At 74.5% G+C, this 20,276-nt stretch carries 20 protein-coding genes; 7 read left to right on the top strand and 13 right to left on the bottom strand.

Annotated elements, in window-relative coordinates; translation table 11 throughout:
• Positions 1 to 114: 114 nt before the first annotated feature.
• Positions 115 to 528 (top strand): sensor histidine kinase, encoded by a 414-nt coding sequence (locus tag ACGFI7_RS34865; RefSeq protein ID WP_393412266.1) that lies wholly within the window; start codon positions 115 to 117, stop codon positions 526 to 528.
• A gap of 184 nt (positions 529 to 712) precedes the next feature.
• On the opposite strand, the gene ACGFI7_RS34860 is transcribed toward ACGFI7_RS34865, so the two are convergent.
• Complete coding sequence (locus ACGFI7_RS34860; RefSeq protein ID WP_393412264.1) at positions 713 to 2,467, bottom strand: hypothetical protein; 1,755 nt, start codon at positions 2,465 to 2,467, stop codon at positions 713 to 715.
• A gap of 68 nt (positions 2,468 to 2,535) precedes the next feature.
• On the opposite strand from ACGFI7_RS34860, the gene ACGFI7_RS34855 reads away from it, so the two are divergent.
• Both ACGFI7_RS34855 and ACGFI7_RS34850 read left to right on the top strand, forming a co-directional pair.
• Positions 2,536 to 2,829 carry a trypco2 family protein gene (locus ACGFI7_RS34855; protein WP_393412262.1) on the top strand — a complete coding sequence of 98 codons (294 nt, stop codon included), beginning with the start codon at positions 2,536 to 2,538 and terminating at the stop codon, positions 2,827 to 2,829.
• Positions 2,830 to 2,900: 71 nt separating this feature from the next.
• Positions 2,901 to 7,064, top strand: coding sequence for a hypothetical protein (locus tag ACGFI7_RS34850; RefSeq protein WP_393412260.1), 4,164 nt, complete (start codon positions 2,901 to 2,903; stop codon positions 7,062 to 7,064).
• A 6-nt stretch (positions 7,065 to 7,070) separates the two neighbouring features.
• Here ACGFI7_RS34850 and ACGFI7_RS34845 read toward each other — a convergent pair whose 3' ends face one another.
• The 7 genes from ACGFI7_RS34845 to ACGFI7_RS34815 all read right to left on the bottom strand — a co-directional run bounded on the left by ACGFI7_RS34845 (position 7,071) and on the right by ACGFI7_RS34815 (position 11,029).
• On the bottom strand, positions 7,071 to 7,976 hold the full coding sequence (locus tag ACGFI7_RS34845) for a cation diffusion facilitator family transporter (RefSeq protein WP_393412258.1): 906 nt from the start codon (positions 7,974 to 7,976) through the stop codon (positions 7,071 to 7,073).
• Entirely contained in the window at positions 7,976 to 8,362 is a 387-nt protein-coding gene (locus tag ACGFI7_RS34840; protein WP_393412256.1) for an ArsR/SmtB family transcription factor, read from the bottom strand. The genes ACGFI7_RS34845 and ACGFI7_RS34840 overlap by 1 nt, the downstream gene beginning before the upstream one ends.
• A gap of 86 nt (positions 8,363 to 8,448) precedes the next feature.
• Complete coding sequence (locus tag ACGFI7_RS34835) at positions 8,449 to 8,937, bottom strand: hypothetical protein (RefSeq protein ID WP_393412254.1); 489 nt, start codon at positions 8,935 to 8,937, stop codon at positions 8,449 to 8,451.
• 72 nt (positions 8,938 to 9,009) lie between these two features.
• Positions 9,010 to 9,342, bottom strand: coding sequence for a DUF3140 domain-containing protein (locus ACGFI7_RS34830; protein WP_393412252.1), 333 nt, complete (start codon positions 9,340 to 9,342; stop codon positions 9,010 to 9,012).
• A complete protein-coding gene (locus tag ACGFI7_RS34825; protein WP_393412250.1) occupies positions 9,339 to 9,569 on the bottom strand; it encodes a DUF2945 domain-containing protein in 231 nt (76 codons plus the stop codon). The genes ACGFI7_RS34830 and ACGFI7_RS34825 overlap by 4 nt, the downstream gene beginning before the upstream one ends.
• 67 nt (positions 9,570 to 9,636) lie before the next feature.
• A complete protein-coding gene (locus tag ACGFI7_RS34820) occupies positions 9,637 to 10,065 on the bottom strand; it encodes a hypothetical protein (protein ID WP_393412248.1) in 429 nt (142 codons plus the stop codon).
• A gap of 4 nt (positions 10,066 to 10,069) precedes the next feature.
• Positions 10,070 to 11,029: a YbgA family protein gene (locus tag ACGFI7_RS34815; protein ID WP_393412246.1), complete on the bottom strand. Its 960-nt coding sequence runs from the start codon at positions 11,027 to 11,029 to the stop codon at positions 10,070 to 10,072.
• Positions 11,030 to 11,233: 204 nt separating this feature from the next.
• Here ACGFI7_RS34815 and ACGFI7_RS34810 point away from each other — a divergent pair, with 204 nt between their 5' ends.
• From ACGFI7_RS34810 to ACGFI7_RS34800, 3 genes are read left to right on the top strand one after another with little or no spacing between them, the layout of a single operon-like run.
• Positions 11,234 to 11,968 (top strand): carotenoid biosynthesis protein, encoded by a 735-nt coding sequence (locus tag ACGFI7_RS34810; RefSeq protein WP_393412244.1) that lies wholly within the window; start codon positions 11,234 to 11,236, stop codon positions 11,966 to 11,968.
• On the top strand, positions 11,956 to 13,413 hold the full coding sequence (locus ACGFI7_RS34805; RefSeq protein ID WP_393412242.1) for a phytoene desaturase family protein: 1,458 nt from the start codon (positions 11,956 to 11,958) through the stop codon (positions 13,411 to 13,413). Before ACGFI7_RS34810 ends, ACGFI7_RS34805 begins: the two co-directional genes overlap by 13 nt.
• Positions 13,410 to 14,525, top strand: a complete 1,116-nt coding sequence (locus ACGFI7_RS34800; RefSeq protein WP_393412240.1) for a glycosyltransferase — start codon at positions 13,410 to 13,412, stop codon at positions 14,523 to 14,525. Before ACGFI7_RS34805 ends, ACGFI7_RS34800 begins: the two co-directional genes overlap by 4 nt.
• Here ACGFI7_RS34800 and ACGFI7_RS34795 read toward each other — a convergent pair.
• Complete coding sequence (locus ACGFI7_RS34795; RefSeq protein WP_393412238.1) at positions 14,476 to 15,072, bottom strand: glycerol-3-phosphate acyltransferase; 597 nt, start codon at positions 15,070 to 15,072, stop codon at positions 14,476 to 14,478. The two genes, ACGFI7_RS34800 and ACGFI7_RS34795, sit on opposite strands and share 50 nt — an antisense overlap.
• On the opposite strand from ACGFI7_RS34795, the gene ACGFI7_RS34790 reads away from it, so the two are divergent.
• Positions 15,071 to 15,763, top strand: coding sequence for a spheroidene monooxygenase (locus ACGFI7_RS34790; RefSeq protein WP_393412236.1), 693 nt, complete (start codon positions 15,071 to 15,073; stop codon positions 15,761 to 15,763). The genes ACGFI7_RS34795 and ACGFI7_RS34790 overlap by 2 nt on opposite strands.
• A gap of 8 nt (positions 15,764 to 15,771) precedes the next feature.
• Here ACGFI7_RS34790 and plsX read toward each other — a convergent pair whose 3' ends face one another.
• From plsX to ACGFI7_RS34770, 4 genes are all read right to left on the bottom strand, one after another.
• Complete coding sequence (plsX, locus tag ACGFI7_RS34785) at positions 15,772 to 16,746, bottom strand: phosphate acyltransferase PlsX (RefSeq protein WP_393412234.1); 975 nt, start codon at positions 16,744 to 16,746, stop codon at positions 15,772 to 15,774.
• Positions 16,743 to 17,642: a phytoene/squalene synthase family protein gene (locus tag ACGFI7_RS34780; RefSeq protein WP_393412232.1), complete on the bottom strand. Its 900-nt coding sequence runs from the start codon at positions 17,640 to 17,642 to the stop codon at positions 16,743 to 16,745. The genes plsX and ACGFI7_RS34780 overlap by 4 nt, the downstream gene beginning before the upstream one ends.
• Complete coding sequence (locus ACGFI7_RS34775; protein WP_393412230.1) at positions 17,639 to 19,093, bottom strand: phytoene desaturase family protein; 1,455 nt, start codon at positions 19,091 to 19,093, stop codon at positions 17,639 to 17,641. The genes ACGFI7_RS34780 and ACGFI7_RS34775 overlap by 4 nt, the downstream gene beginning before the upstream one ends.
• A gap of 64 nt (positions 19,094 to 19,157) precedes the next feature.
• Complete coding sequence (locus tag ACGFI7_RS34770) at positions 19,158 to 20,204, bottom strand: polyprenyl synthetase family protein (RefSeq protein ID WP_393412228.1); 1,047 nt, start codon at positions 20,202 to 20,204, stop codon at positions 19,158 to 19,160.
• Positions 20,205 to 20,276: the final 72 nt, after the last annotated feature.

Below are 20,276 nucleotides of genomic sequence, written 5' to 3'. Positions count from 1 at the left end.
CGGTTTCACCGCGACGGCGAGGGCCGCGTTCGATGAAACGTCAGACGTGACGTCCTGGTAGGTCCGTTGGCGTCCGCGATTTCATGTGATCACCAGAAGGGAGGCGGATCGACGATGGAAGGGACACGTATGCGCACGGGGGCGAGCTTGGCCGAAGCGCTCAAGGGGCTCCTGGCCGAGTGGTCGGAACGCACCGGGATAACCGTGGAGGTGTGGGCTCTGCCGACCGCCGACGTGCCGTCCCGGGTCGCGAAAGGGGTGCTGACGGTCATGGCCGAAGGGCTCGACAACGTGGCGCGCCACAGCCAGGCGTCCACGGTGTCGATCGCTGTCACGGTGGCCCCCAGCGGGTTGCGGCTGACGATCAGCGACGACGGCAAGGGCTTCCAGCCGCCGCCGACCGGCCCTGGCATCGCCCGCATGCGGGCGGCCTTCGCCGAGCTCGGCGGCTCCGTGTCGGTCACCGGAGTGCCCGAACAGGGCGCCACGGTGACGGGAGTCGTGCCCGGAGCCGGCCACATCACGTGACCGGCCCTCCGGACGCCCGGCTCCGCAAGTACTCGCGAGCTGATGCCGGCCCGCTCGGCGAGCTCCTCCTGAGTGAGCCGGAGCCGGAGCCGATGCCGCCGGAGCAGCGCCGCGAACCCGCCCCGAGCGGAGTGATCGACGATCATGCTATGAGGTTAGTGCAGGGCTGTCGTACGGGTCCGGCTCAAGGGACGGGGCCGTCGAGTGCGGGGTCGTCGAGGTCGGCGCCGTCGGGCACGACCCTGACGTAGAGGCCGGTCAGCTGACCCGCGAGCTGCGCGTTGAGCCCGCCCCGCCCGATGCCGCCCCGGTACTGGAGCGGCCGCACGGAGACCACGGCGTTGGTGCCCCGGATCCGGCAGTCGATGACCTCCACCGGGCGCATGGCGTTCATGAGATAGGTCCGCAGGTCGGCGGAGTAGGCGATGATCTCCAGCCGCTCCCACGTGTCGGGGGGCTCGTTCAGCCTGTGCCTGTTGAGCAGGCGGTGCGCGGCGTGGAGGTGGTAGTGGTTGTCGCGCTTGCCGAGCGCCGCGCCCACCGCGTTCAGCCGCTCCTCCGTGGGGGCCACCGCCAGCTTGGTGCGGCTGTTCATCATCCGGGCGACCGCCACGACGGTCGCGGCGCCGTCGATGATCTCCGGGACCTGCGAGGCCAGGGCGCGCGCCGCCAGCGCGGGCGAGGTGATGGAGAGATGGCACGCGCCCGATTCCGGGACTTCCGTGACCAGGGCGGTGACGGTGTCGCCCGGCTTCAGCACGACCGGTGCGACGTCCGGGGGCAGGTTGGCCGTGTCGGGGCGCCAGATGATCGCCTCTCGCGGGTATCCGATGCCCGCGTCGTAGATCACGCAGTCGAACCTGTCGGGACGGTCGGCGGAGACGTAGGCGGTGACCAGGGTTCCGGGGACCGGCGGGGAGACCAGCTCCGGCCGGCGGTAGTCGGGCACCGGGCGGTCGATGACGCAGTCCGGCCGGAGGATGAGCGCGGCCGCCTCGTCCGGGGTGATGTCCAGCGTCCGGGCCACGAGTTCGACCGGGGTGAGGTACGCGGTGTCGCAGCCGGTGCACATGGCCCGGTTGCTCCGGATCCGCAGTGAGGGCTTCGGGTTGGCGAGGTGCCGGCTGGCGACGCGCGGGCACGTCCACACGACGGGCTCGTCGCCGGTCGAGGACGATCCCAGCCGGCCCAGGAGCGGCTCGATCGGGGCGGCGTTCGCCTCGGCCAGGGTCCGGTAACGCTTCCGGCCCTTGCCGGGCGGGACGAGGTCGTACGTGGTCGGCGGATTGACCTTTCGGCGCGGGATGACGCTCATCCGGAGGTGTTCGAGGTCGACGCCCTGGTCGGGGGCCTGCTTGTGCAGCGGTTCGAGTTCGCGGCCGGTGGAGAGGAAGGGGAGCCGTCTCTGCCGGGCCAGGCGGATCCCCGCGACCCGGGCCAGGCAGACGAACGCGGCCTTCGTCCGGGCCGGCGGGACCATGCGCAGCCGGGACGCGTAGCGGATCAGCGACACCGTCTCCGGCGTGAGGTCCGCCTCGGTCTCGACGACCACGTGCGGCAGGTAGCCGGGATCCTCCCCGCCGACCTGCGCCCAGGTGGTGAAGGGCGACGGCTTGCCGGCGTCGGGCAGGCGGCGGCTCTCCTCGTAGATCCGCTGGAAGTCCACGGGCACCTGGTTGACGTCGACGGCGACCCATCGGTTGACCAGCTCGGACAGCACCACGTAGTAGATGAGGGCGTCCGGGATGCCGCCCGCCTCGAACCGCATCGAGAAGCGCCGGTCGGAGATCGAGAGCCCCTGCCCTGTCCAGGCGTCCAGGACCGCGGCGACGTGGTCCTCGGGTTCGGGAGGCAGGTGGAGCGTGATGGGCCGCGGTGCGGAGGACGATATCGGTTCGGTGACGACCACGCGGCTGCCGGAGATTCCCAAGATGCCCACCCTGACCGTATCGATCAACTTACGGTTTATTCGGCATAATTCCACGAAACCCTTTCTCTGGAGGCACGGTGCTGGAACTGTCCACGGTCGTCAGGGAACTCCGCGGCGAGCTGAACCGGGCGGCTCGATCGGCCCAGGGGGAGGCGATCCAGTTCGCCGTGGGGGCCATCGAGCTGGAGATCACGGTCATGATGACCGAGGAGGCGGCGGCCAACGGCAAGGTCAAGTTCTGGGTGGTGGAGGCCGGGGCCGACGTCAAGGAGATCGAGGCCAGGACCCACCGGGTCAAGCTCACCCTGCAGCCCACGCGCGCGGGTGGCTCACTCAGCATCGGCGGCCGGGCGAGGGAGGGCGAAGACTGAGACTCGAGCGAGCCGCGCAGATCGTCGTCTGCCTGCCCGAGGGCGAGAAGACCTACGGTTCCGGTTATCGGGTGACGTCGGACGTGGTCCTGACGGCCGCACACGTGGTCAAGGGGCGCGTGGCCGGCGACGAGGCCATCTCGGTGCGCTTTCTCGCCCCCGAGCGCAGGGTGACCGCGCGGTTCCTCTGGAGCGTGGGCGATCTCGCCGCGCTCCACGTCGATCTCGATGACGAGGTGAAGCCGGTCCGTTACGGCCTGGTGGAGCCGCGCGGCGGCAAGCTGGCCTGCGAGGCGCTCGGGTTCCCGTCGTTCAAGTTCCGGGACGCCAAGCGGGACAGCGATCACCTGATCGGTTCGATCTACCCGCTGTCGAACCTCCGGACCGGGACCTTGCAGATCGCGATCGACAACCCGCCCCTCGAGAACCCGTACGACTCGCCCTGGCGCGGCATGTCGGGCGCAGCTCTCTTCGCGCGCAACCGGCTCGTCGGCGTCATCAACGAGGTCCACCTGGAAGAGGGCGCGCGGCATCTCACGGCTCTGCGGGCCGACTGGGACCTGGATCCCGAACAGCGCAGGCAGATCGGCTACCACCGGCCCGAGAGCGTCAACAAGCCGCCCGGCCGGGACCTCGGCGCGTACGCGGCGCAGGTCCGGGACCTGGCGCCGGACGGCGGGTTACGCGACCGCGACCGCGAACTCGACGAGCTGACCTCCTTCTGCACGGGCGACGAGACGTACCTGCGCCTGCAGGGCGAGCCGTGGTCGGGCAAGACCGCGCTGACGTCCGCGTTCGTGCTCGACCCGCCGCCCGGCGTGCGGGTGGCCGCGTACTTCGCGGCCAACCGCCTGGGCCGTCAGGACGAGTTCCTCCAGGTCGCGGGCGAGCAACTCGCGGCCATCGCCGAGGAGCCGCACACCCCGGGAGCCTTCCACCACCTGCTGGAAAGCGCCGCCGAACGCTGCCAGGACAACGGGGAACGCCTGGTGCTGGTCGTGGACGGGCTGGACGAGGACCCCGCCATCGCCCTCCAACTCCCGCGCAGCCTCCCCGCGAACGTGGGCGTGCTCGTCACCGGCCGCCCGAACCCCGGACTCCACCTCAGGCTCCGGGCCGACCATCCCCTGCACCGGTGCCGGGTCAGGACGCTGCGCTCGACCCCGTACGCGCAGAATCTCGAACTGGAAGCCAGGAACGAGCTCGGCTGGTGGCTGAGCGTCCACCGGGACGACGCCCTCCTCGGACTCCTCGCCGTCGCCCGGGGCGGGCTCACCCCGGAAGACCTCGCCGCGCTGACGGGCCAGGACCGCTACGAGATCAAGGACCGCCTCGACAGCAACATCTTCCGCTTCGCGATGGGCACCGAGAGCTACGCGTTCGCCCACGAGACGCTGCTCCGGATCGCCGAGGAGAGGCTCGCCGGGGACCTCGACGGCTACCGGTCGCGCATCCACGCATGGGCGGACTCCTACCGGGCGCGGGGGTGGCCGGAGGACACGCCGGCCTACCTGCTCACCTCGTACCGCAGGCTCCTGACCGGTGCGCGGCTGGTGGAGCACGCGCTCGACCCGGCCCGCCAGGCCCGGATGAGCCGGCTCATAGGCGGTCAGGCGGCGGCGCTCCGCGAGATCGCCGCCGCGCAGGACGCCGTCCGCGACCAGCCGGAGCCCGACCTGGCGGATCTCGTCCGGCTGACCGTCGCACGCGACCGGCTGGGCGCCGCCGCCCCGCTCTGGCCGGATGAGCTGCTCGTCCTGTGGGTCAGGCTCGGTCAGGACACCCGCGCCGAATCGCTGGCCCGGTCGATCGCCGACCCGGGCAAGCAGGCCGGCGCGCTGGCGGAGGTGACGCGGGCCCTGGCCCAGGAGGGCGGGCTGGTCAAGGCGGAGGCGCTCGCCCTTACCATCCATGACCGGGACCGGCGGGCGTGGGCGACTGCCGGGGTCGCGCGTGAGCTGGCCGACCAGGGGGAGCCGGGCGTGGCGGAGGCGCTCGCGGACACGATCGGCGAGCCGGAGCGGCGGGCGTGGGCGTTAGGGATGATCGCGCGAGCGTGCCGGCCCGATGCGTCCCGGCTGCTCGACCGGGCCGAGGAGGTGACCCGGGCGGTGCTGGATCCGCGCCTCCAGGCCAAGCCGCTGGCCGCCCTGGTCGAGTCGGCCGCCGCGTGCGGCGACCTGGCGCGGGCCGAGCGCCTGGTCGACCGGATCCCGCTCGCGGACCAGCGGGTGGGGGCGCTGAGCGCGCTCGCCCGGCAGGTCGTGGCCGACGACCCCGACCTGGCGCGGGCCGTCCTGCGGCGGGCGGAGGCCACGGCGGAGGTGATCGTCGGCGACGGCACGCAGAGCTGGGCGCTGGCCGCGCTGGTGGAGGTCATGACCCGGTGCGGCGAGCTGCCCCGGGCGAGGGACCTGGCGGACAGGCTGCCGACGGTGTACGAGCGGTTCCAGGTGCTGAAGGCGCTGGCCGGCGGCCTGGTCCGCGAGGGCGAGGTGGAGCGCGCGGTGGAGGTGGCCACGTCCGTCCCGTCGCCGTCCCTGCGCGCCCAGGCGCTGGCGGCCGTCGCGGAGGGCATCGCCCGCCGGGGTGACCGGGAGTGGGCGGTGGAGGTGGCCGAGCAGGCGGAGGTCCTCGCCCGGCAGGAGGCCGCGCGGCAGGAGGCGGCACGGAAGCGGGCCGCAGGGAACCGGGCCAAGCGGAAGCATCCCCCGCAGAACCGGACCGAGCGGGCGCTGGTCGCCGTCGTCCAGGTCTTCGCGCTCTGCGGGGACCCCCGGGCCGAGGAGGTGGCCCGCTCGATCGGCAGCCGCCACCACCGGGTCCGGGCGCTGGTCGCCGCGGCCGGGGCGGCGCTGGACTGCGGTGACGCCGAACGGGCGCGCGAGCTGGCCGAGGAGGCGGAGGAACTGGCCCGCTCCGCCACGTCCGGCGAGCAGCGGACGCGGCCGCTGGTGGCGCTCGCGGAGGCGGTCGAGGATCCCGCGCTCGCCGAGACCCTGGCCTGCGCGATCCCCGAGCCGGCCACCCGGGCGCGGGTGCTGGTCGACCTGGTCAGGACGCTCGCCAGGCAGGACCCGGGCCAGGCCGAGGCCCTGACCAGGAGGGTCAGGCTGCCCGGCCGCGCCGAGCGGGACAGGGCGCTGGTAGCCGTGGCCGAGTCGCTGGCCGGTCAGGGAGAGTTCGACCGGGCCGAGCGGCTGGCCCTGTCGCTGCGCGGGGACAGCCGGGCCCAGGCGCTCGCCGCGCTGGTGGTCAGGCTTCCCGACAGCGGCCGGGCCAGGGCCCTGGCGCGGAAGATCGCCGACCCCGACCGGCGGGCCCAGGCGTGGGTCGCCCGGGTCGAGACCGTGGCCGCCAAGAGGTCGCTCAAGCAGGGCAGAGCCCTGCTGCGCGAGATCCGTTCCGGCGACAAGCGCGCGCAGGCGCTGCTCGGCCTCGCCAGGGTGGCCGCCGACCAGGGCAAGCCCGGTCTGGCGCACGAGCTGGCAGGGGAGGCCGAGAGGCTGGTCCGCCGGCTTCCCGGCTCCGCCCGGAGCACCACCCTCCTCGTGGCGCTGGTGAAGCTCCTCGTCCGGCTCGGTCACCCCGGCCAGGCCCGGCGGCTGATCGGCGAGCTCCCGCCGGGACAGGACCGGGCCGGCGCGCTGGGAGACCTGGCGGCCGCCTTCGCCCTGCGCGGGCAGGTGACACGCGCCCTGCGCCTGCTGGACGAGATCAGGGCGACGGGCGACCGGGCGCGCGCGTACGTCACGCTGGTGAAGGCGCTGGCGGACGGCGGCCGGCCGGCCGAGGCCGCCCTGATCGCCCGCAAGCACATTCCCCTGGCCGATCACCTGGCTCGCGCGTACAGCGCCGTGACCAGGGCCGACCCGGGCGGGGTCGTCGTGCCGGACGTGGCCGAGCGGGCGGGGAGCCTGCTGCCCGGCCGCGTCACCAACCCGGACCAGCAGCTCCTGGCCTTCACCGAGCTGGTGAAGGCGATCGCGGACGTCCGGGGTTCCGGCGCGGCGGCGGCGCTGGCCGGCAAGGTCGCCGACCTGGCGTCGGCGGTCGAGGACCCGGAACGCCGCGCCCAGCTCCTGATCGCGCTGTCGAAGGGCGTCGACCCCGGCCACTCCCGCCGCCTGCTCGCGCACGTGCTGGCCGGGCCCGCCTGGACCGCCGCGCTGGCGCCGCTGCGCGAGGCCGACCCGCGGGCGTTCGCGGTGGCCGTCGAGGCGCTCACCTCCTGACGGGGGTCACCAGCCCAGCTCGTCGCAGCCGCTGTGGTCGGCCGGCTCGACCTGCAAGGTGGCGTGGGCCACGCCGTGCCGGCTGCGCAGCAGGTCGCGGGCCTGGTCGAGGACCGCGTGGTTGTCGCTCTGGTCGGCGGTGACCAGGTGGGCGGTGGCGACGTTCATGCCGGAGGTCAGCGTCCACAGGTGCAGGTCGTGCACGTCACGGACGCCGTCGATGGCGGCCAGGTCGCCGGCCACGGCGGTGGCGTCGATGCCCTCGGGGACGTGCTGGCCGAGCACGGCGAAGACCTGGCGGCCGAGCGCGACGGCCCGGACGGCGACGAAGACGCCGATGGCCAGCGCGATGAGGGTGTCCCAGAAGGGCCGGCCGGTGGTGGCCACCAGCCAGCCGGCCAGGATGACGCCGACGGAGCCGGCGGTGTCGGCCACGACCTCCAGGTAGGCGCCCTTGACGTTGAGGCTCTCGGCGGCCCCGGCGCGCAGCAGCAGCAGGGCGACCAGGTTGACGGCCAGGCCGATGGCGCCGACGATCAGCATCGGGCCGGAGGCGACCTGGGCGGGGGTCCCGATGCGGCCGATCGCCTCGGCCGCCACGTAGACGGCGACGCCGAGCATCAGCATCACGGCCAGCAAGGAGGCGAACACCTCGGCGCGGTAGGAGCCGTAGCTGCGGCGGCCGGTGGTGTCGGGGCGGGTCGCGATCCTGGTGGCGATCAGCGCCGCGCCGAGGGTGACCACGTCGGCGGCCATGTGGCCGGCGTCCGACAGCAGCGCGAGCGAGCCGGAGATGAGCCCGTAGGCGAGCTCGACCACGAAGAAGGCCCCGATCAGGGCGAAGGAGACCGCCAGGCGCCAGCGGTGCCGCCCTCCCGCGTGCCCGTGCCCATGTCCGTGCCCGTGGCCCATCACTCGCTCCCGTCGCGTTCCGGGTGGATGGCCTCGGTGTGCTGGATGTGCGTGAGCGCCAGGTCCAGCAGCATCCGCACGTGCGGGTCCTCCAGGCGGTAGTAGGCCATCCGTCCGGAACGGCGGGCGGCCACGATGCGGTGCGCGCGCAGCAGGCGCAGGGCGTGCGAGACGGCGGACTCGCTCTGGCCGGTCACCGCCGCCAGATCGCACACGCACAGCTCGCCGTCCAGCAGCGCGACCAGCAGGCGCAGCCGGTTGGGGTCCGACAGCAGGCCGAAGACGTCGGCGGTGTCGGTCAGGTCTTCAGCGCTGGGCATCCGTTCGCACACGGTGGCCACGCGCTCGGCGTCGACCACCTTGATGCTGCACCCGTCGATGGACAACGCATTTTCATGTGAAGACCTATTCATATGTACAAGATAGGTGAGGGCATGGAGCACCTGTCAAGAGACCGGAGTCCCCGGCACCCTCAGTGGTGCTGCGTCGTCTCGATCTGCCCGCCCAGCCGGATGCGCAGGCTCTCCAGCACCGCCGGCTCCGAGACGACCACCCAGCGCTCGCCCACCAGGTACGAGCCCCCGTACGGCTGCGCGGCGTCCAGCCAGTCACGCTGGCCCTTGCCCGTCTTGAAGGTGACCAGGGTGGCCCGGTTGCTGGACGTCTGGCAGGCGGCCTGCCGCAGCTCGTCGGCGTCGATCTGCATGTTGGGCCGCGGGCAGCCGAGAGCGGCGCCGAGCTGGTCGATGCTCTGCTCGGCCGCCTTCGGCGCCGGCGGGACGCTCGCGGCCGGCGGTGCCGCATGGGCGCTGTGACCGGCGCTGTGCTCGGAGCTGTGAGGAGCGCCGTGATGGGCCGCCGGACGCGTCCCGGCCTCCGACGACGCTCCGCAGGCGGTGAGCGACGCGCCCAGGACCACGGCGCACGCGACGCCGGACAGCTTGCCGGGATGAATCGTCATGGTGCCTCTTCGGTGCGCGGGGGGCTCTTCTCTTCGAGATACGCACCACGCGCCCCGAGGTTCGATCCGATCTCACTTGAGCGGGTCGTGGCCCCAGTTCATCAGCGAGTGACGCCACCGGGTGTCCCGGACGTCGCCGGACGGCCGCTGCGCCAGGTGCCGGTGCACGTAGCCGACGACCTTGCGCATGTGCGCGTAGTCCTGCTCGGTCAGGGACGACCGCTTCGCGTGCAGCAGCTCGACGATCCTGCGTCCGGACTCGTGCCCGGTGGACTCGCCGCCGCCGTCCTTCTGGCCCACGGCCTTGGACTCGTCCGTGGCGAGCCAGCCTTCCAGCTCCTTGGCGGTCATGTTCACCGCCTCGTCGAACTCGGCGGCGACCGTCCGCTCCTCCTCCTCGGTCATGAGCCCTTCCCCTTGCGCAGCGCCGACGGCTTGTGCACGGCCTTCTTGCCGCTCTTCTCGCTGCGCACCACGTACTGGGGATCCTCGGGCGAGGCGGCCACCGTGCGGCCGGCCTCCTGCCGCCTGTCGGTGACCTTCTTCTCGACCTTGCCGTGGGCGGTGGACCCGTGGCTGCGCCAGGTGACCTCGTCGCCCACCGACGGCTCTTCCTTCCGCTTCTTCGTCATGTGCGCCGCCCTACCCGGGCCCGCGCCCGCACGCCCCGGATCTGCCCATCTTCGCGTCAAGACGCCTCTACCCCGAGGTGGCGTGCCGCCGCAGCCGGTCGGCCAGCCCGGCGCAGTCGGCGACGGTGACGGTGAGCCCGGGATGGCGCATCAGCCCCAGCGGGTCGCTGCCGCGCACCGGCTCACGGAACCGCACGCACACGCCCTCCCGGGTGCCCGACCCGAAGGTGAGCCCCCGGTCGGCCAGCGACATGCGCACCCCGATCGCCTTGATCGCGGTGTACGGGCCGGTCACCCGCACGTCGGTCACGTTGGACAGCGGGGTGGCCACCTCCCACCGCCCGAACCGCACCCGCAGCGCGTCGTCTGTCACGAGCACGTAGCTGGTGTCGGGCCGGATGCCCAGCAGGCCCAGCAGCCGGGCGTAGCGGTGGTCGAAGGCGAAGTCGTACCGGTTCTCCATCGTCACCGCGCTGCCCCGGCGCCGGGCCGCCAAACCGTCAGACGACGTGGTTGCGCAGCCCCAGCTCGTCCGGGTACGGCGAGAAGAAGGTCTGCTCGTGGACGTAGGTCGCGGCCTCACCGCGGGCGTGGTGGCGCAGTAGGGCGAGCGGCACGCTGAGCGCCACCCGGCGCGCCTGGTACGAGTCGATCACCTCGGCCAGGTCGGCGCGGCGGACCGGGTCGAGCTCGTCGCCGAGCATGCCCAGGCAGTGCTGCAGCACGTTGACGTTGCGCCCGACCGACGCCTTGGCCGCCATCGCGGTGCGGAACGCCGTGCCGTACGCCTCGGCCAGCTCCGCGCGTGGCCGGGTGCCCGCCTCGGCGACCAGGCGGCCGGTCTCCCGGTAACCGACGGGCGAGTGCGCGAGCAGCTGCATCTTGTGCCGGGACTGGAAGATCACCAGGTCGCGGGGCCGCCAGTCGCCCTCCAGCAGCTCGCGCAGCCGCGCGTGGGCGAAGATCCGCTCGGTGAACGCCTCACGCAGCACCGCGTCGTTCAGCCGGCCCTCGTCCTCCACGGGCAGCAGCGGATGCGCCTCGATCACCGCGTCGGCGAACAGCCCGCGGTTCTGCCGGGTCACCGCCGTGTCCCCGGCGTAGAGCGGGATGCCGTGGATGCCGCAGCTCGGGCTCTTGGCCTTGAACACGTAGCCGTCGGCGTCCAGCCCGGCGGACCGCTTCGCCGCCAGCTCCGTCATGGCGGGGGTGAGGTCGCGGCGGCTGGTGCGGGTCATGAGCCGGGGGCCGTCGGGCGACCGTTCGAGCCGCATCGACTCGCGGGGCGCGCCGAGGCCGAGCTCCATCTCCGGGCAGATCGGCGCCCAGTCGACGAACGGCGCCAGCTCGTCGGTGAGGTAGCGGGCGCGGCTGTGGTTGCCGTTGTGCCGTACGGGCTCGCCGAGCAGGCAGCTCGACACCGCCACCCGCGGCCTGCCGCAACCCTGGTCCTCAGCCATGCTCCACAGATGCCCACAACGGATCGCCGCACGCCATCCGGCGCGGGACGCCGTGCCTGGTCACGGCGGCGGGACGCGAATCTTGCCCCGATGCTCGGACTGCCGTGACGCTCGTTTGGGACGCCACCGGGCACGTGCATCCGTGATCGCGGCGGCTTCGAAAGACAGTGTGTGGAACAGGCGAGAAGCGAACAGACGGGACGCGTGACCCTCGGGCCGGCACGCGCGCTGGGAGTGCTGACCCTGGCGGCCATGGTGGCGCTGCAGGTGGCCTCCGGCCTGGCCGTGCGGCCGGAGCGGTTCACCGCGCTGATCGTGACGCTGCTCGCCGCGTCCGCCGTCGCCTTCGCCGCCGCCGCGTGGGGCCCGCGCAGGGCGCTGGCCGCGTTCGGCGGGGCCGTGCTGACCGGGTACGCGGCCGAGGTCGTCGGCGTGCTGACCGGGTTCCCGTTCGGCGACTACGCCTACAGTGACGTGCTCTGGCCCCAGGTGGGCGGCGTCCCCGTCGTGGTGGCGGTGGCCTGGGGCGGCATGGGGCTGGCGGCGTACGCGGTGGCCGTCGGGATCGCGCCGGCCGGTTGGGCGCGGGTCTGCGTGGGCGCCGCCGCGCTGACCGCCTGGGACCTGTTCCTGGACCCGCAGATGGTCCGGCTCGGGCTGTGGACGTGGGCGGAGGACGGCTTCTACCGCGGCATCCCGCTGAGCAACTTCGCCGGATGGCTGCTGGTGTCGGCCGTGGTCATGCTTGTCATCGGGTGGATCGGCGGTGACGTCCGGCCGGGGCGTGGGCTGCTCGCGGTGTACACGGTCATGGCGGTCATGGAGACGATCGCCTTCGCGGCGGTGTTCGACCCGACCGACCCGCTGGTGGCGGCGGCCGGCGGGATCACGATGGGCGCGTTCGCCGCGTCGGCTTGGAGGCGGTCATGGCAGCGGTGACGGTGATCGGCGGCGGCGTGGGCGGCATGGTGTCCGCCCTGCTGCTGGCCCGGCGGGGGCACGAGGTCCGGCTGTACGAGCAGTTGCCCCGGCTGGGCGGCAAGCTGGCCGAGCACCGCCGCGACGGGTTCGCCTTCTCCCTGGGTCCGTCGCTGCTCACCATGCCCGGGCTCTTCCGCGACCTGGGGCTGGACCGCGAGCTGGTCGAGCCGGACCCGCTGTGCCGCTACCGGTTCGCCGACGGCACGGTGCTGGCCGCCCGGCGCGACCCCGAGCTGATGGCGGCCGAGGTGGAGCGGCTGGCGCCGGGTGAAGGACGGGCCTGGCGCGCCTTCCACGGCTGGGCGCGCGGCGCCCTGGAGTCGGCGAACCGGACCGTGTTCGCCGGCCCGCTGATCCGGCCGCCGGGCGAGGCCAGGCTCTCCGACCTGCTGGCTGTGGCGCCCGCGCGGACGCTCGACGGGCTCGCCCGCCGGTACTTCCGCGACGCCCGACTGCGGCAGTACGTCGGCCGCTACGCCACCTACGCCGGGTCCAGCCCCTACCGCGCGCCCGCCGCACTCGGCTGCGTCCCCGCGCTGGAGCACGGGCAGGGCGTCTGGTACGCGCCGGGCGGCCTGGCCAGGCTGGCCGACGACCTGGCCCTGCTGCTGAAGGCCGCCGGGGTGCAGGTGTTCCTGTCCGAGCCGGTCGACGCGGTCGAGGCCGACGGCGGCGCGGTCACCGGGGTGCGGCTGGCGAGCGGCGCACGGGTGCGGGCGGACGTGGTGGTGGCCAACACCGACGCCGCCGCGCTGTACGGCCGCCTGCTGCCGGACCGCCGGCGGCTGCGCCGGATCGCCCGGCTGGGGCGCTCGTCGTCGGCGCTGCTGGTGCTGGCCGGGGTCGAGGGACGCACCCCCGGGCTGCCGCATCATTCGGTGCTGTTTTCGGCCGACTACGCGCGGGAGTTCGCCGACATCTTCGACCGCGGCAGCCCGCCGCTCGACCCGACGATCTACGTCGGCTGCTCGGCCGTGGACGACCCGTCCCAGGCCCCGGCGGGGGCGGAGAACTGGACGATGCTGGTCAACGTCCCCGCCAGGGACCCCGGCCGATGGCCGATCCGGCTGGAGGCGTACCGGGATCTGGTGCTGGAGCGGCTCGCCGAGCACGGCCACGACCTGGCGGGCCGGCTGCGCTTCGCCGACGTCTTCACCCCGGCGGACCTGCGCGACCGCTACGGGTCCTGGGGCGGCGCCATCTACGGCACCGCCTACCGGGGCAGGACCTCCGCCTTCCTCCGCCCCGGCAACCGCGGCCCCCGCCGCGGCCTCTACCTGGTCGGCGGCTCGGCCCACCCGGGCGGCGGCCTCCCCATGGTGACCCTCGGCGCCCGCATCGTCGCCGACCTGGTGACCCAGGACTTCCAGGACGCACGGCGCCCGCGAGGGGGGTCGGGATGAGGTTGCTCACGGCTGCGCAGGGGGTCGCCGCCGGTGTGGTGCTGGCGCGGCTGGCGCGGGGGCGGCGGCGGTTGCCGGCCCTGCGGGCGCGGCGGGAGGCGGGCGTGACGATCTCCGTGGTGATCCCCGCCCGCGACGAGGCGGCCAGGATCGGCCCGTGCCTGCGCGCCGCGCTCTCGGCCCCCGCCGTCGGCGAGGTGATCGTGGTCGACGACGGCTCCCGCGACGGCACGGCGGAGGCGGCGGCCGCGGCGGGGGCCAAGGTCGTCACCGCCGAGCCGTTGCCCGATGGGTGGGTGGGCAAGCAGTGGGCGCTGCGCCAGGGGGTGGCAGTGGCAGTCGGCGAGGTCGTGGTCACGCTGGACGCCGACGCCCGGCCGGAGCCCGGCCTGTTCGGCGCGCTGGCGGCCGCCCTGGAGGAGTACGACCTGGTGAGCGCGGCCCCGAGGTTCGTCTGTGACGGCGTGCTGGAGCAGGCCCTGCACGCCTCCATGCTGGCGACGCTGGTCTACCGGTTCGGGCCGGTCGGCCCGGCGAGTCCGCCGCCGCCGCACCGTACCGTCGCCAACGGCCAGTGCATGGCCTTCCGCCGCGACCGGATGACCGGGGTGGACGGGTTCGCGCTCGTCCGCGGCCACATGACGGACGACGTGGCGCTGGCCAGGTGCCTGGCGGCGCGGGGCTGGACGGTCGGCTTCCTGGACGCGGGCGGCCTGCTGGAGGTCGACATGCACGACTCGGTAGGCGAGCTGTGGCGGGAGTGGGGGCGTTCGCTGCCGCTGCGCGACGTCACCGGGCCCGGGTGGCGGGCGGCCGACCTGGCCGTCGTCTGGCTGACCGGGGCGCTGCCGGTGCTCCGGCTGGCGACCGGCCGCCCGACCCGCCTGGACGCGGCGCTGCTGGCGGTGCGGCTGCTGCTCACGGGCGCGCTGCGCGGCAGCTACCGACGTCCCGGCCTGGGCCTGCTGCTGTCGCCGCTGCTGGACCCGGCGTCCGCGGTCCGGCTGACCCAGGCCACGCTGCGTCCGGTGCGGACCTGGCGCGGTCGCACGTACCCGGACGTCAGCGGCGGCGCGCGGTACGAGCCGCCTGACCGAAGCGCAGCCCGATGAGGCACATCAGCCCCCCGGTGGCCGCCACCAGCTCCACGGGCGCGAACAGCAGCTGCAGCACCGGCACGCCGAACACCGCCAGGCGCGCCCCCACCGCGAACGAGCGCAGAGCCAGGGCCGTCACCACCAGCGCGGCCACCGCCAGCACGAACGCCGGAGGGCAGATGACCGCGATGCCGCCCGCGAAGGTCAGGATGGACCGGCCGCCACGGAAGCCGGCGAAGACCGGCCACGCGTGCCCTGCCATGGCCGCCGCCACCGCCAGGTACACCGGCAGCACGCTCGCCCCGGTGACCACGCCGAACGCGGTGGTGTGCGCGCCGCTGACCAGGAGAGCCGTCAGGGCGGCCAGCGCGCCCTTCAGCGTGTCGCCGGCGAACACCGGCACCGCCGCCCGCCCGCCGAGCTGCTCCTTGACGTTCCAGTACCCGGGGTTGCGGTCGCCGACGTCGCGCGGGTCGACGCCGTGCGCGCGCGCCACCAGGACCGCGACCGGCACCGAGCCGAGCAGGTAGCCGGCGATGACCGGGACCAGTACCTCAACCATGGCGTCGTTCCACCTCATCCGGTACGACAGCGCCCGCGCGATGCGGCACATGGCCTTCGACCGGCCGTTGCTGCGGCGGGCCGGCGGGCTGCTGTTCTGGCGGCTGCTCGGCACCGGCCGGGGCCGGGCCATGTCCCTGGGGGCGGATCTGCGCCGGTGGGCGCTGTTCGCGGTCTGGCGCGGCGAGGACGACCTGGACGCCTTCCTGCGCACCTCGCCGATCGCGGCCCGGTGGCGGGCGGAGGCGGCCGAGCACTGGCAGGTCCGGCTGGCCCCGACGGCCTCGCGCGGCGCCTGGTCGGGCCGCGACCCGTTCGCCGGCTCCCTCGGCGGCGGACGGGCCGCGGCGGCCCTGGGCGCGGGACCGGTGGCGGTGCTCACCAGGGCGTCGATCCGGCCGAGCCGCCTGGTCGCCTTCTACCGGTCGGTGCCGCGGGTCGACGAGCTGCTGCGGCGGCAGGACGGCTGCCTGGCCTCGATCGGCGTCGGCGAGTGGCCGCTGGCCCGGCAGGCGACCTTCTCGCTCTGGCGCGACCGGGAGGCGGTGCGCTCCTTCGCCTACCGGGGCGAGGCGCACCGCCAGGTCATCGAGCGGGTGCGGGCGCACGACTGGTACGCCGAGGAGCTGTTCGCCCGGTTCACCCCGTACGCCAGCGAGGGCGCCTGGGACGGGGCCGACCCGCTGCGCTGAGCCGGTGGTCATGCCACCGGCTCCGCCGCCGCGGCCTCGATGCCGGCCGCCGGGTCCTGCTCCGCCAGGGCGTGCGCCACCACGCAGGCGCGGGCGATCGTGGCCGCCGGGGAGGAGCCGTGCGCGACCACGACGGTGCCGCGCAGGCCGAGCAGGGCGGCGCCGCCGTGGGTCTCCGGGTCGTAGTGGCGGGCGACCTCGGTGAGCCGGTCGGGGGAGGCGATGCCGGCTCGGGCGACCATGGTCAGCGCCGTGCGGACGCAGCCCTCGACGTTCTTCAGCACGACGTTGCCGGTGAAGCCGTCGGTGACGATCACGTCCACGGTGCCGGCCAGCACGTCGTGGCCCTCGATGTTGCCGTGGAAGCGCACCGGCAGGCCGGCGAGCAGGTCACCGGCCCGGCGGGTCAGCCGGTTGCCCTTGCCCGGCTCCGAGCCGATCGACAGCAGCCCCACCACCGGGTCGTCGCGGCCCAGCACGGTCCGCGCGTACCCCGCGCCCAGCAGGGCGAACTGGGCCACCATGGCCGGGCTCGGATCGGCCGTCGCACCCGCGTCCACCAGCACACTGGCCCCGCCCGTCAGCGCGGGCAGGGCCACGGCCAGCGCGGGCCGCAACACCCCGCCGGCCCGGCCGATGCCGCGCACCGCGCACGAGACCACCGCGCCGGTGGAGCCGGCGGACACGAACGCCCCGCCCTCGCCCCGGCGGACCAGCTCGCAGCCCACGGCGAGGCTCGACGTCGTCCGTGCCGCGGCGGCGGCGCCGGGCGCGGCCATCGGCACGGCGTCCTCGGCGTGCACCACGGCGATCTCTCCCAGGGCCCCGTGCCCGCGCAGCTCACGTTCCACCCGGTCCCGTGCGCCGACCAGCACCACGGGCATCCCGTGCGCCCGCCACGCCGCCACCGCCCCGGCGACCGTCTCGACCGGCCCGTGGTCGCCGCCCATCGCGTCCAGGACCACGGGCGGGCCGCCGGTCACGGAAGCTCCACGCGGACGCGCCGCTCGGCCCTGCCCGCCTCGGCGGAGGCCAGCAGGTGGCGGGCGAACACGGCCGCCTTGCGCCGGCGCGGCACCCGTACCCGGCCCGCCAGGACCTCGAAGCCGCGGCGCTCGATCTCGTCCAGGATGCCGCCGTACAGGTCGACGGCGGCGCGGATGCACGGCCGGGACGAGGGGGCGAGCAGGCCGACGCCCTCGGCGGCGGCCCGGTAGTGGTCGCGGGCCCGTCCCGCCTGGAAGGCGAGCAGGTCCCGCAGGGCGGACCCGGTGCGGCGGGCGCCCAGCTCGCTTGGGTCCACCCCGAACTTGTCCAGGTCCTCCATCGGCAGGTAGACCCGGCCGCGGGCGTGGTCCTCGGCCACGTCGCGCAGGAAGTTGGTGAGCTGGAAGGCCAGGCCGAGCTGGCGCGCGGGCTCGCGGGCCGCCACCTCCCGGCCGGGCACCGGCTCCAGCACCGGCAGCATCATGGTGCCGATGGCGGCGGCCGACCCGGCCATGTAGCCGAGCAGGTCGTCGTAGGTCGCGTACCGGGTCACCGACAGGTCCGCGCGCATGGACGCCAGGAACGCGCCGATGTCGTCGTGGCCGATGCCGAAGGAGTGCACGGTGTGCAGGAACGCGGGCAGCACCGGGTCGTCCGCCTTCGCCCCGGCGAGCCCGGCCTCGACCCTGGCGGTGAGGGCGTCCAGCGCGCGGGCCCGGCCGGCGGTCATGGTGAAGGAGTCGACGATCTCGTCCGCGTACCGGGCGAAACCGTACAGGGCGTGCACGTGCCGCCGCTTCCACTGCGGCAGCAGCCGGGTGGCGAGGTAGTAGGAGCGGCCGTAGCGGGCGTGGAGCCGCCGGCAGCGTTCGTAGCTGGCGGTGAGCGTCAACGGGTCTCCTCGAGGATGCGTGCGGCGGCGAGCCGGCCGGAGATGAGCACGGGCGGCACCCCGACCCCCGGCGCGGTGTACATGCCGGCGAAGTGCAGTCCGGGCACCCGCCGGGCCACGGCGGAGGGGCGCAGCCACGCCGTCTGGGTGAAGCGGTGGTCCAGCGCGAACGGGGTGCCCGCGCTGTGCCCGCGCGCGGCCCACGCGGGCGGGTCCAGCACCAGCCGGGGCGCGTCCGAGAGGTCGCCGTAGCCGAGGCCGGCCATCCGGCCGAGCAGCCTCGACTCCAGCTGCGGGCGCAGCCGGTCCCAGTCGGCGTGCCGCAGGTTGGGCGCGGGCTCCAGGACGCTGAGCGTGGCGTGCCCGTCGGGCGCCGCCTCGCCGTCCGGCTCCGGGCAGGTGACCAGCAGGCTCGGGTCGGGCTGCGGGCGGCCCGCCGCCAGCTCGGTGAACGTCTCGCCCCAGGTCCGGCCGAAGTGCAGCGTGTGGTGCGCCTGGCCGGCCGGCGGGCGGTCCAGGCCGACGTGCATCACCAGGCACGACGGGGAGTGGTGCGGGCGGCGCAGCCGCCAGTCGCCCGCGTGCGCGGGAAGCAGCCGCCGGGCCGCCAGCCGGTCGCAGGCGACGACGACCTGCCGGGCGGGCAGCCGCTCGCCGTCGCGCAGCAGCACGCCGGTGACGCCGTCGCCGTCCGTCTCGATCCGGCTCGCGGGCGCGCCGTAGCGGATGCCCGCGCCCAGCTTCTCCAGCAACGCCGCCATGGCCGCCGGGATCGCGTGCATGCCGCCCTGCTCGGGGAAGTACACGCCGCCGACGGTGTCCATGTGCGCGATGACGGCGTAGATGCCCAGCGCGCGCTGCGGCGACAGCCCCACGTACAGCGACTGGAACGTGTGCGCCTTGATCAGCCGCGGGTCCGTCAGGTAGCGCGCCGCCAGACGGTCCAGCCGGCGGAAGCCGCCCATCCTGGCCAGCCGCAACAGCGCCGCCGGCCGGGCCAGGCCGCGCAGCCGGGTCATGTCCGCGTCGATGAACGCCGGCCACTCGACCCGGAACAGCTCGTCGAGCAGGCTCCGGTAGCGCTCGTACCGGGCCGCCTCCGCCGGCCCGCACACCGCGCGCACCTGCTCGATCATCGCCTCGCGCGCCGGCAGCACGTCCAGCCGCGACCCGTCGTCGAAGACCATCCGGTACGAGGGATCCAACCGGCGCAGCGGCAACCAGTGCCGCAACTCCTGCCCGGCGGCCCCGAAGACCTCCGCCAGCACGCCGGGCATGGTGAGCACGGACGGTCCGGTGTCGAAGCGGTACGCCCCGACGCGGGCGGTGCCGCAGCAGCCCCCGGGCTCGCCGAGCGCCTCCACCACGGTGACCTCCCGGCCGGCCGCGGCCAGATGGATGGCGGCCGACAACCCGCCGAGCCCCGCCCCGACGACGACCACGGGACTCATCGGCGATCCTTCCCGGCGCACCTCGGCGGTCCTGTCCGGCTGTGCGGGGTGCTGGGTCCGACGCTCATCGGCTGTCCCTTCCGGTGCACAGGGCGGCCAGGTCGACCAGGGCCTGTCTGGCGTCCGGCGGGATGCCGGGGGACTGGTCGAGCGCCGTGACCGCCTCGTCGGCCAGGGCGGCGATGCGCCGTTCCGCCGCGTCCAGCGCCCCGCACGCGACGATCAGCTCGCGCGCTGCGGCCACGCCGCGCTGGTCGGTGATGTCGTCCAGGAGCGGGCTGCCCGTCTCGCGCCGGGCGTAGGCGAGCAGGTAGGTCGCCTTGCCCTGGAGCAGGTCGGCCCCGGCGGGCTTGCCGGTGCGCGCCGGGTCACCGAACACGCCGTTGACGTCGTCCCTGAGCTGGAACGCCTCGCCCAGCGGCAGCGCGTACGCGCTCAGCGTCCGGCGCGTCTCCGGGTCGCCGTCCGCGACCGCGTGACCGAGGTGCAGGGGACGCTCCACGGTGTACTTGCCCGACTTGTAGAGCGAGATCACCCGCGACGGCTCGTCGCCGGTCACGGCCCCGGCGGTGCGGGCCAGGTCGAGATACTGCCCGCCGATCGCCTCCACCCGCATCCGGGTGAGGATGTCGAGCGTGGCCGCCAGGTGCGGCCCCGTCTCCAGCAGTGCCGCGTCGGCCCAGCTCAGGGCCAGCAGCGCGAGCAGGGTCGCGGCCGACTCGCCGAACCGTCCGGCCTCGCCCCGCCAGCCGGCCCGGCGGTGCAGGGCCGCCAGCGCCACGTGCGCCGTCGGCCGGCCGCGCCGCGATCCCGCCTCGTCCATCACGTCGTCCAGCAGCAGCGCCGCCGCGTGGACCAGCTCCACGGCGCACGCCGCGGGCAGCACCGCCTCCATCCGCTCGCCGCCGGCCGCCCGGTAGCCCCAGTAGACGAACGAGGGCCGCAGCCTCTTCCCGCCGCCGAGGACGAACTCCGCCAGGTACTCGCGCACCAGGTCCAGCTCCGTCGCATCGAGGAAGCCGAGCCGGCGGACCTGCTGGTCCAGCAATCGCGCCAAGTGCCGGTCGACCTGCTCGCGCACGTGGGTGGTTCGCGCGATCACCGTGTCCATGCACGCAGCCCCTTCTGTCGCTATGGGAAGTCTTCGCATGAGGGGCTGACCCGGTTGCACGCGATCTCGAAT

The sequence above is a fragment of the Nonomuraea sp. NPDC048826 genome, from assembly GCF_043198225.1.
In the GTDB taxonomy this organism is placed as follows: Bacteria; Actinomycetota; Actinomycetes; order Streptosporangiales; family Streptosporangiaceae; genus Nonomuraea.
This window is presented reverse-complemented; position numbering and strand designations above follow the sequence as displayed.

Bases quoted from the DNA above. Each gene is read 5' to 3' on its own strand.
- ACGFI7_RS34845 (WP_393412258.1), bottom strand. From the start codon at position 7,976: ATGGGCCACGGGCACGGACATGGGCACGGGCACGCGGGAGGGCGGCAC.
- ACGFI7_RS34800 (WP_393412240.1), top strand. From the start codon at position 13,410: ATGAGGTTGCTCACGGCTGCGCAGGGGGTCGCCGCCGGTGTGGTGCTG.
- ACGFI7_RS34770 (WP_393412228.1), bottom strand. From the start codon at position 20,204: ATGGACACGGTGATCGCGCGAACCACCCACGTGCGCGAGCAGGTCGAC.
- ACGFI7_RS34835 (WP_393412254.1), bottom strand. From the start codon at position 8,937: ATGACGATTCATCCCGGCAAGCTGTCCGGCGTCGCGTGCGCCGTGGTC.
- ACGFI7_RS34825 (WP_393412250.1), bottom strand. From the start codon at position 9,569: ATGACGAAGAAGCGGAAGGAAGAGCCGTCGGTGGGCGACGAGGTCACC.
- ACGFI7_RS34795 (WP_393412238.1), bottom strand. From the start codon at position 15,072: ATGGTTGAGGTACTGGTCCCGGTCATCGCCGGCTACCTGCTCGGCTCG.
- ACGFI7_RS34775 (WP_393412230.1), bottom strand. From the start codon at position 19,093: ATGAGTCCCGTGGTCGTCGTCGGGGCGGGGCTCGGCGGGTTGTCGGCC.
- ACGFI7_RS34865 (WP_393412266.1), top strand. From the start codon at position 115: ATGGAAGGGACACGTATGCGCACGGGGGCGAGCTTGGCCGAAGCGCTC.
- ACGFI7_RS34805 (WP_393412242.1), top strand. From the start codon at position 11,956: ATGGCAGCGGTGACGGTGATCGGCGGCGGCGTGGGCGGCATGGTGTCC.
- ACGFI7_RS34790 (WP_393412236.1), top strand. From the start codon at position 15,071: ATGGCGTCGTTCCACCTCATCCGGTACGACAGCGCCCGCGCGATGCGG.
- ACGFI7_RS34830 (WP_393412252.1), bottom strand. From the start codon at position 9,342: ATGACCGAGGAGGAGGAGCGGACGGTCGCCGCCGAGTTCGACGAGGCG.
- ACGFI7_RS34815 (WP_393412246.1), bottom strand. From the start codon at position 11,029: ATGGCTGAGGACCAGGGTTGCGGCAGGCCGCGGGTGGCGGTGTCGAGC.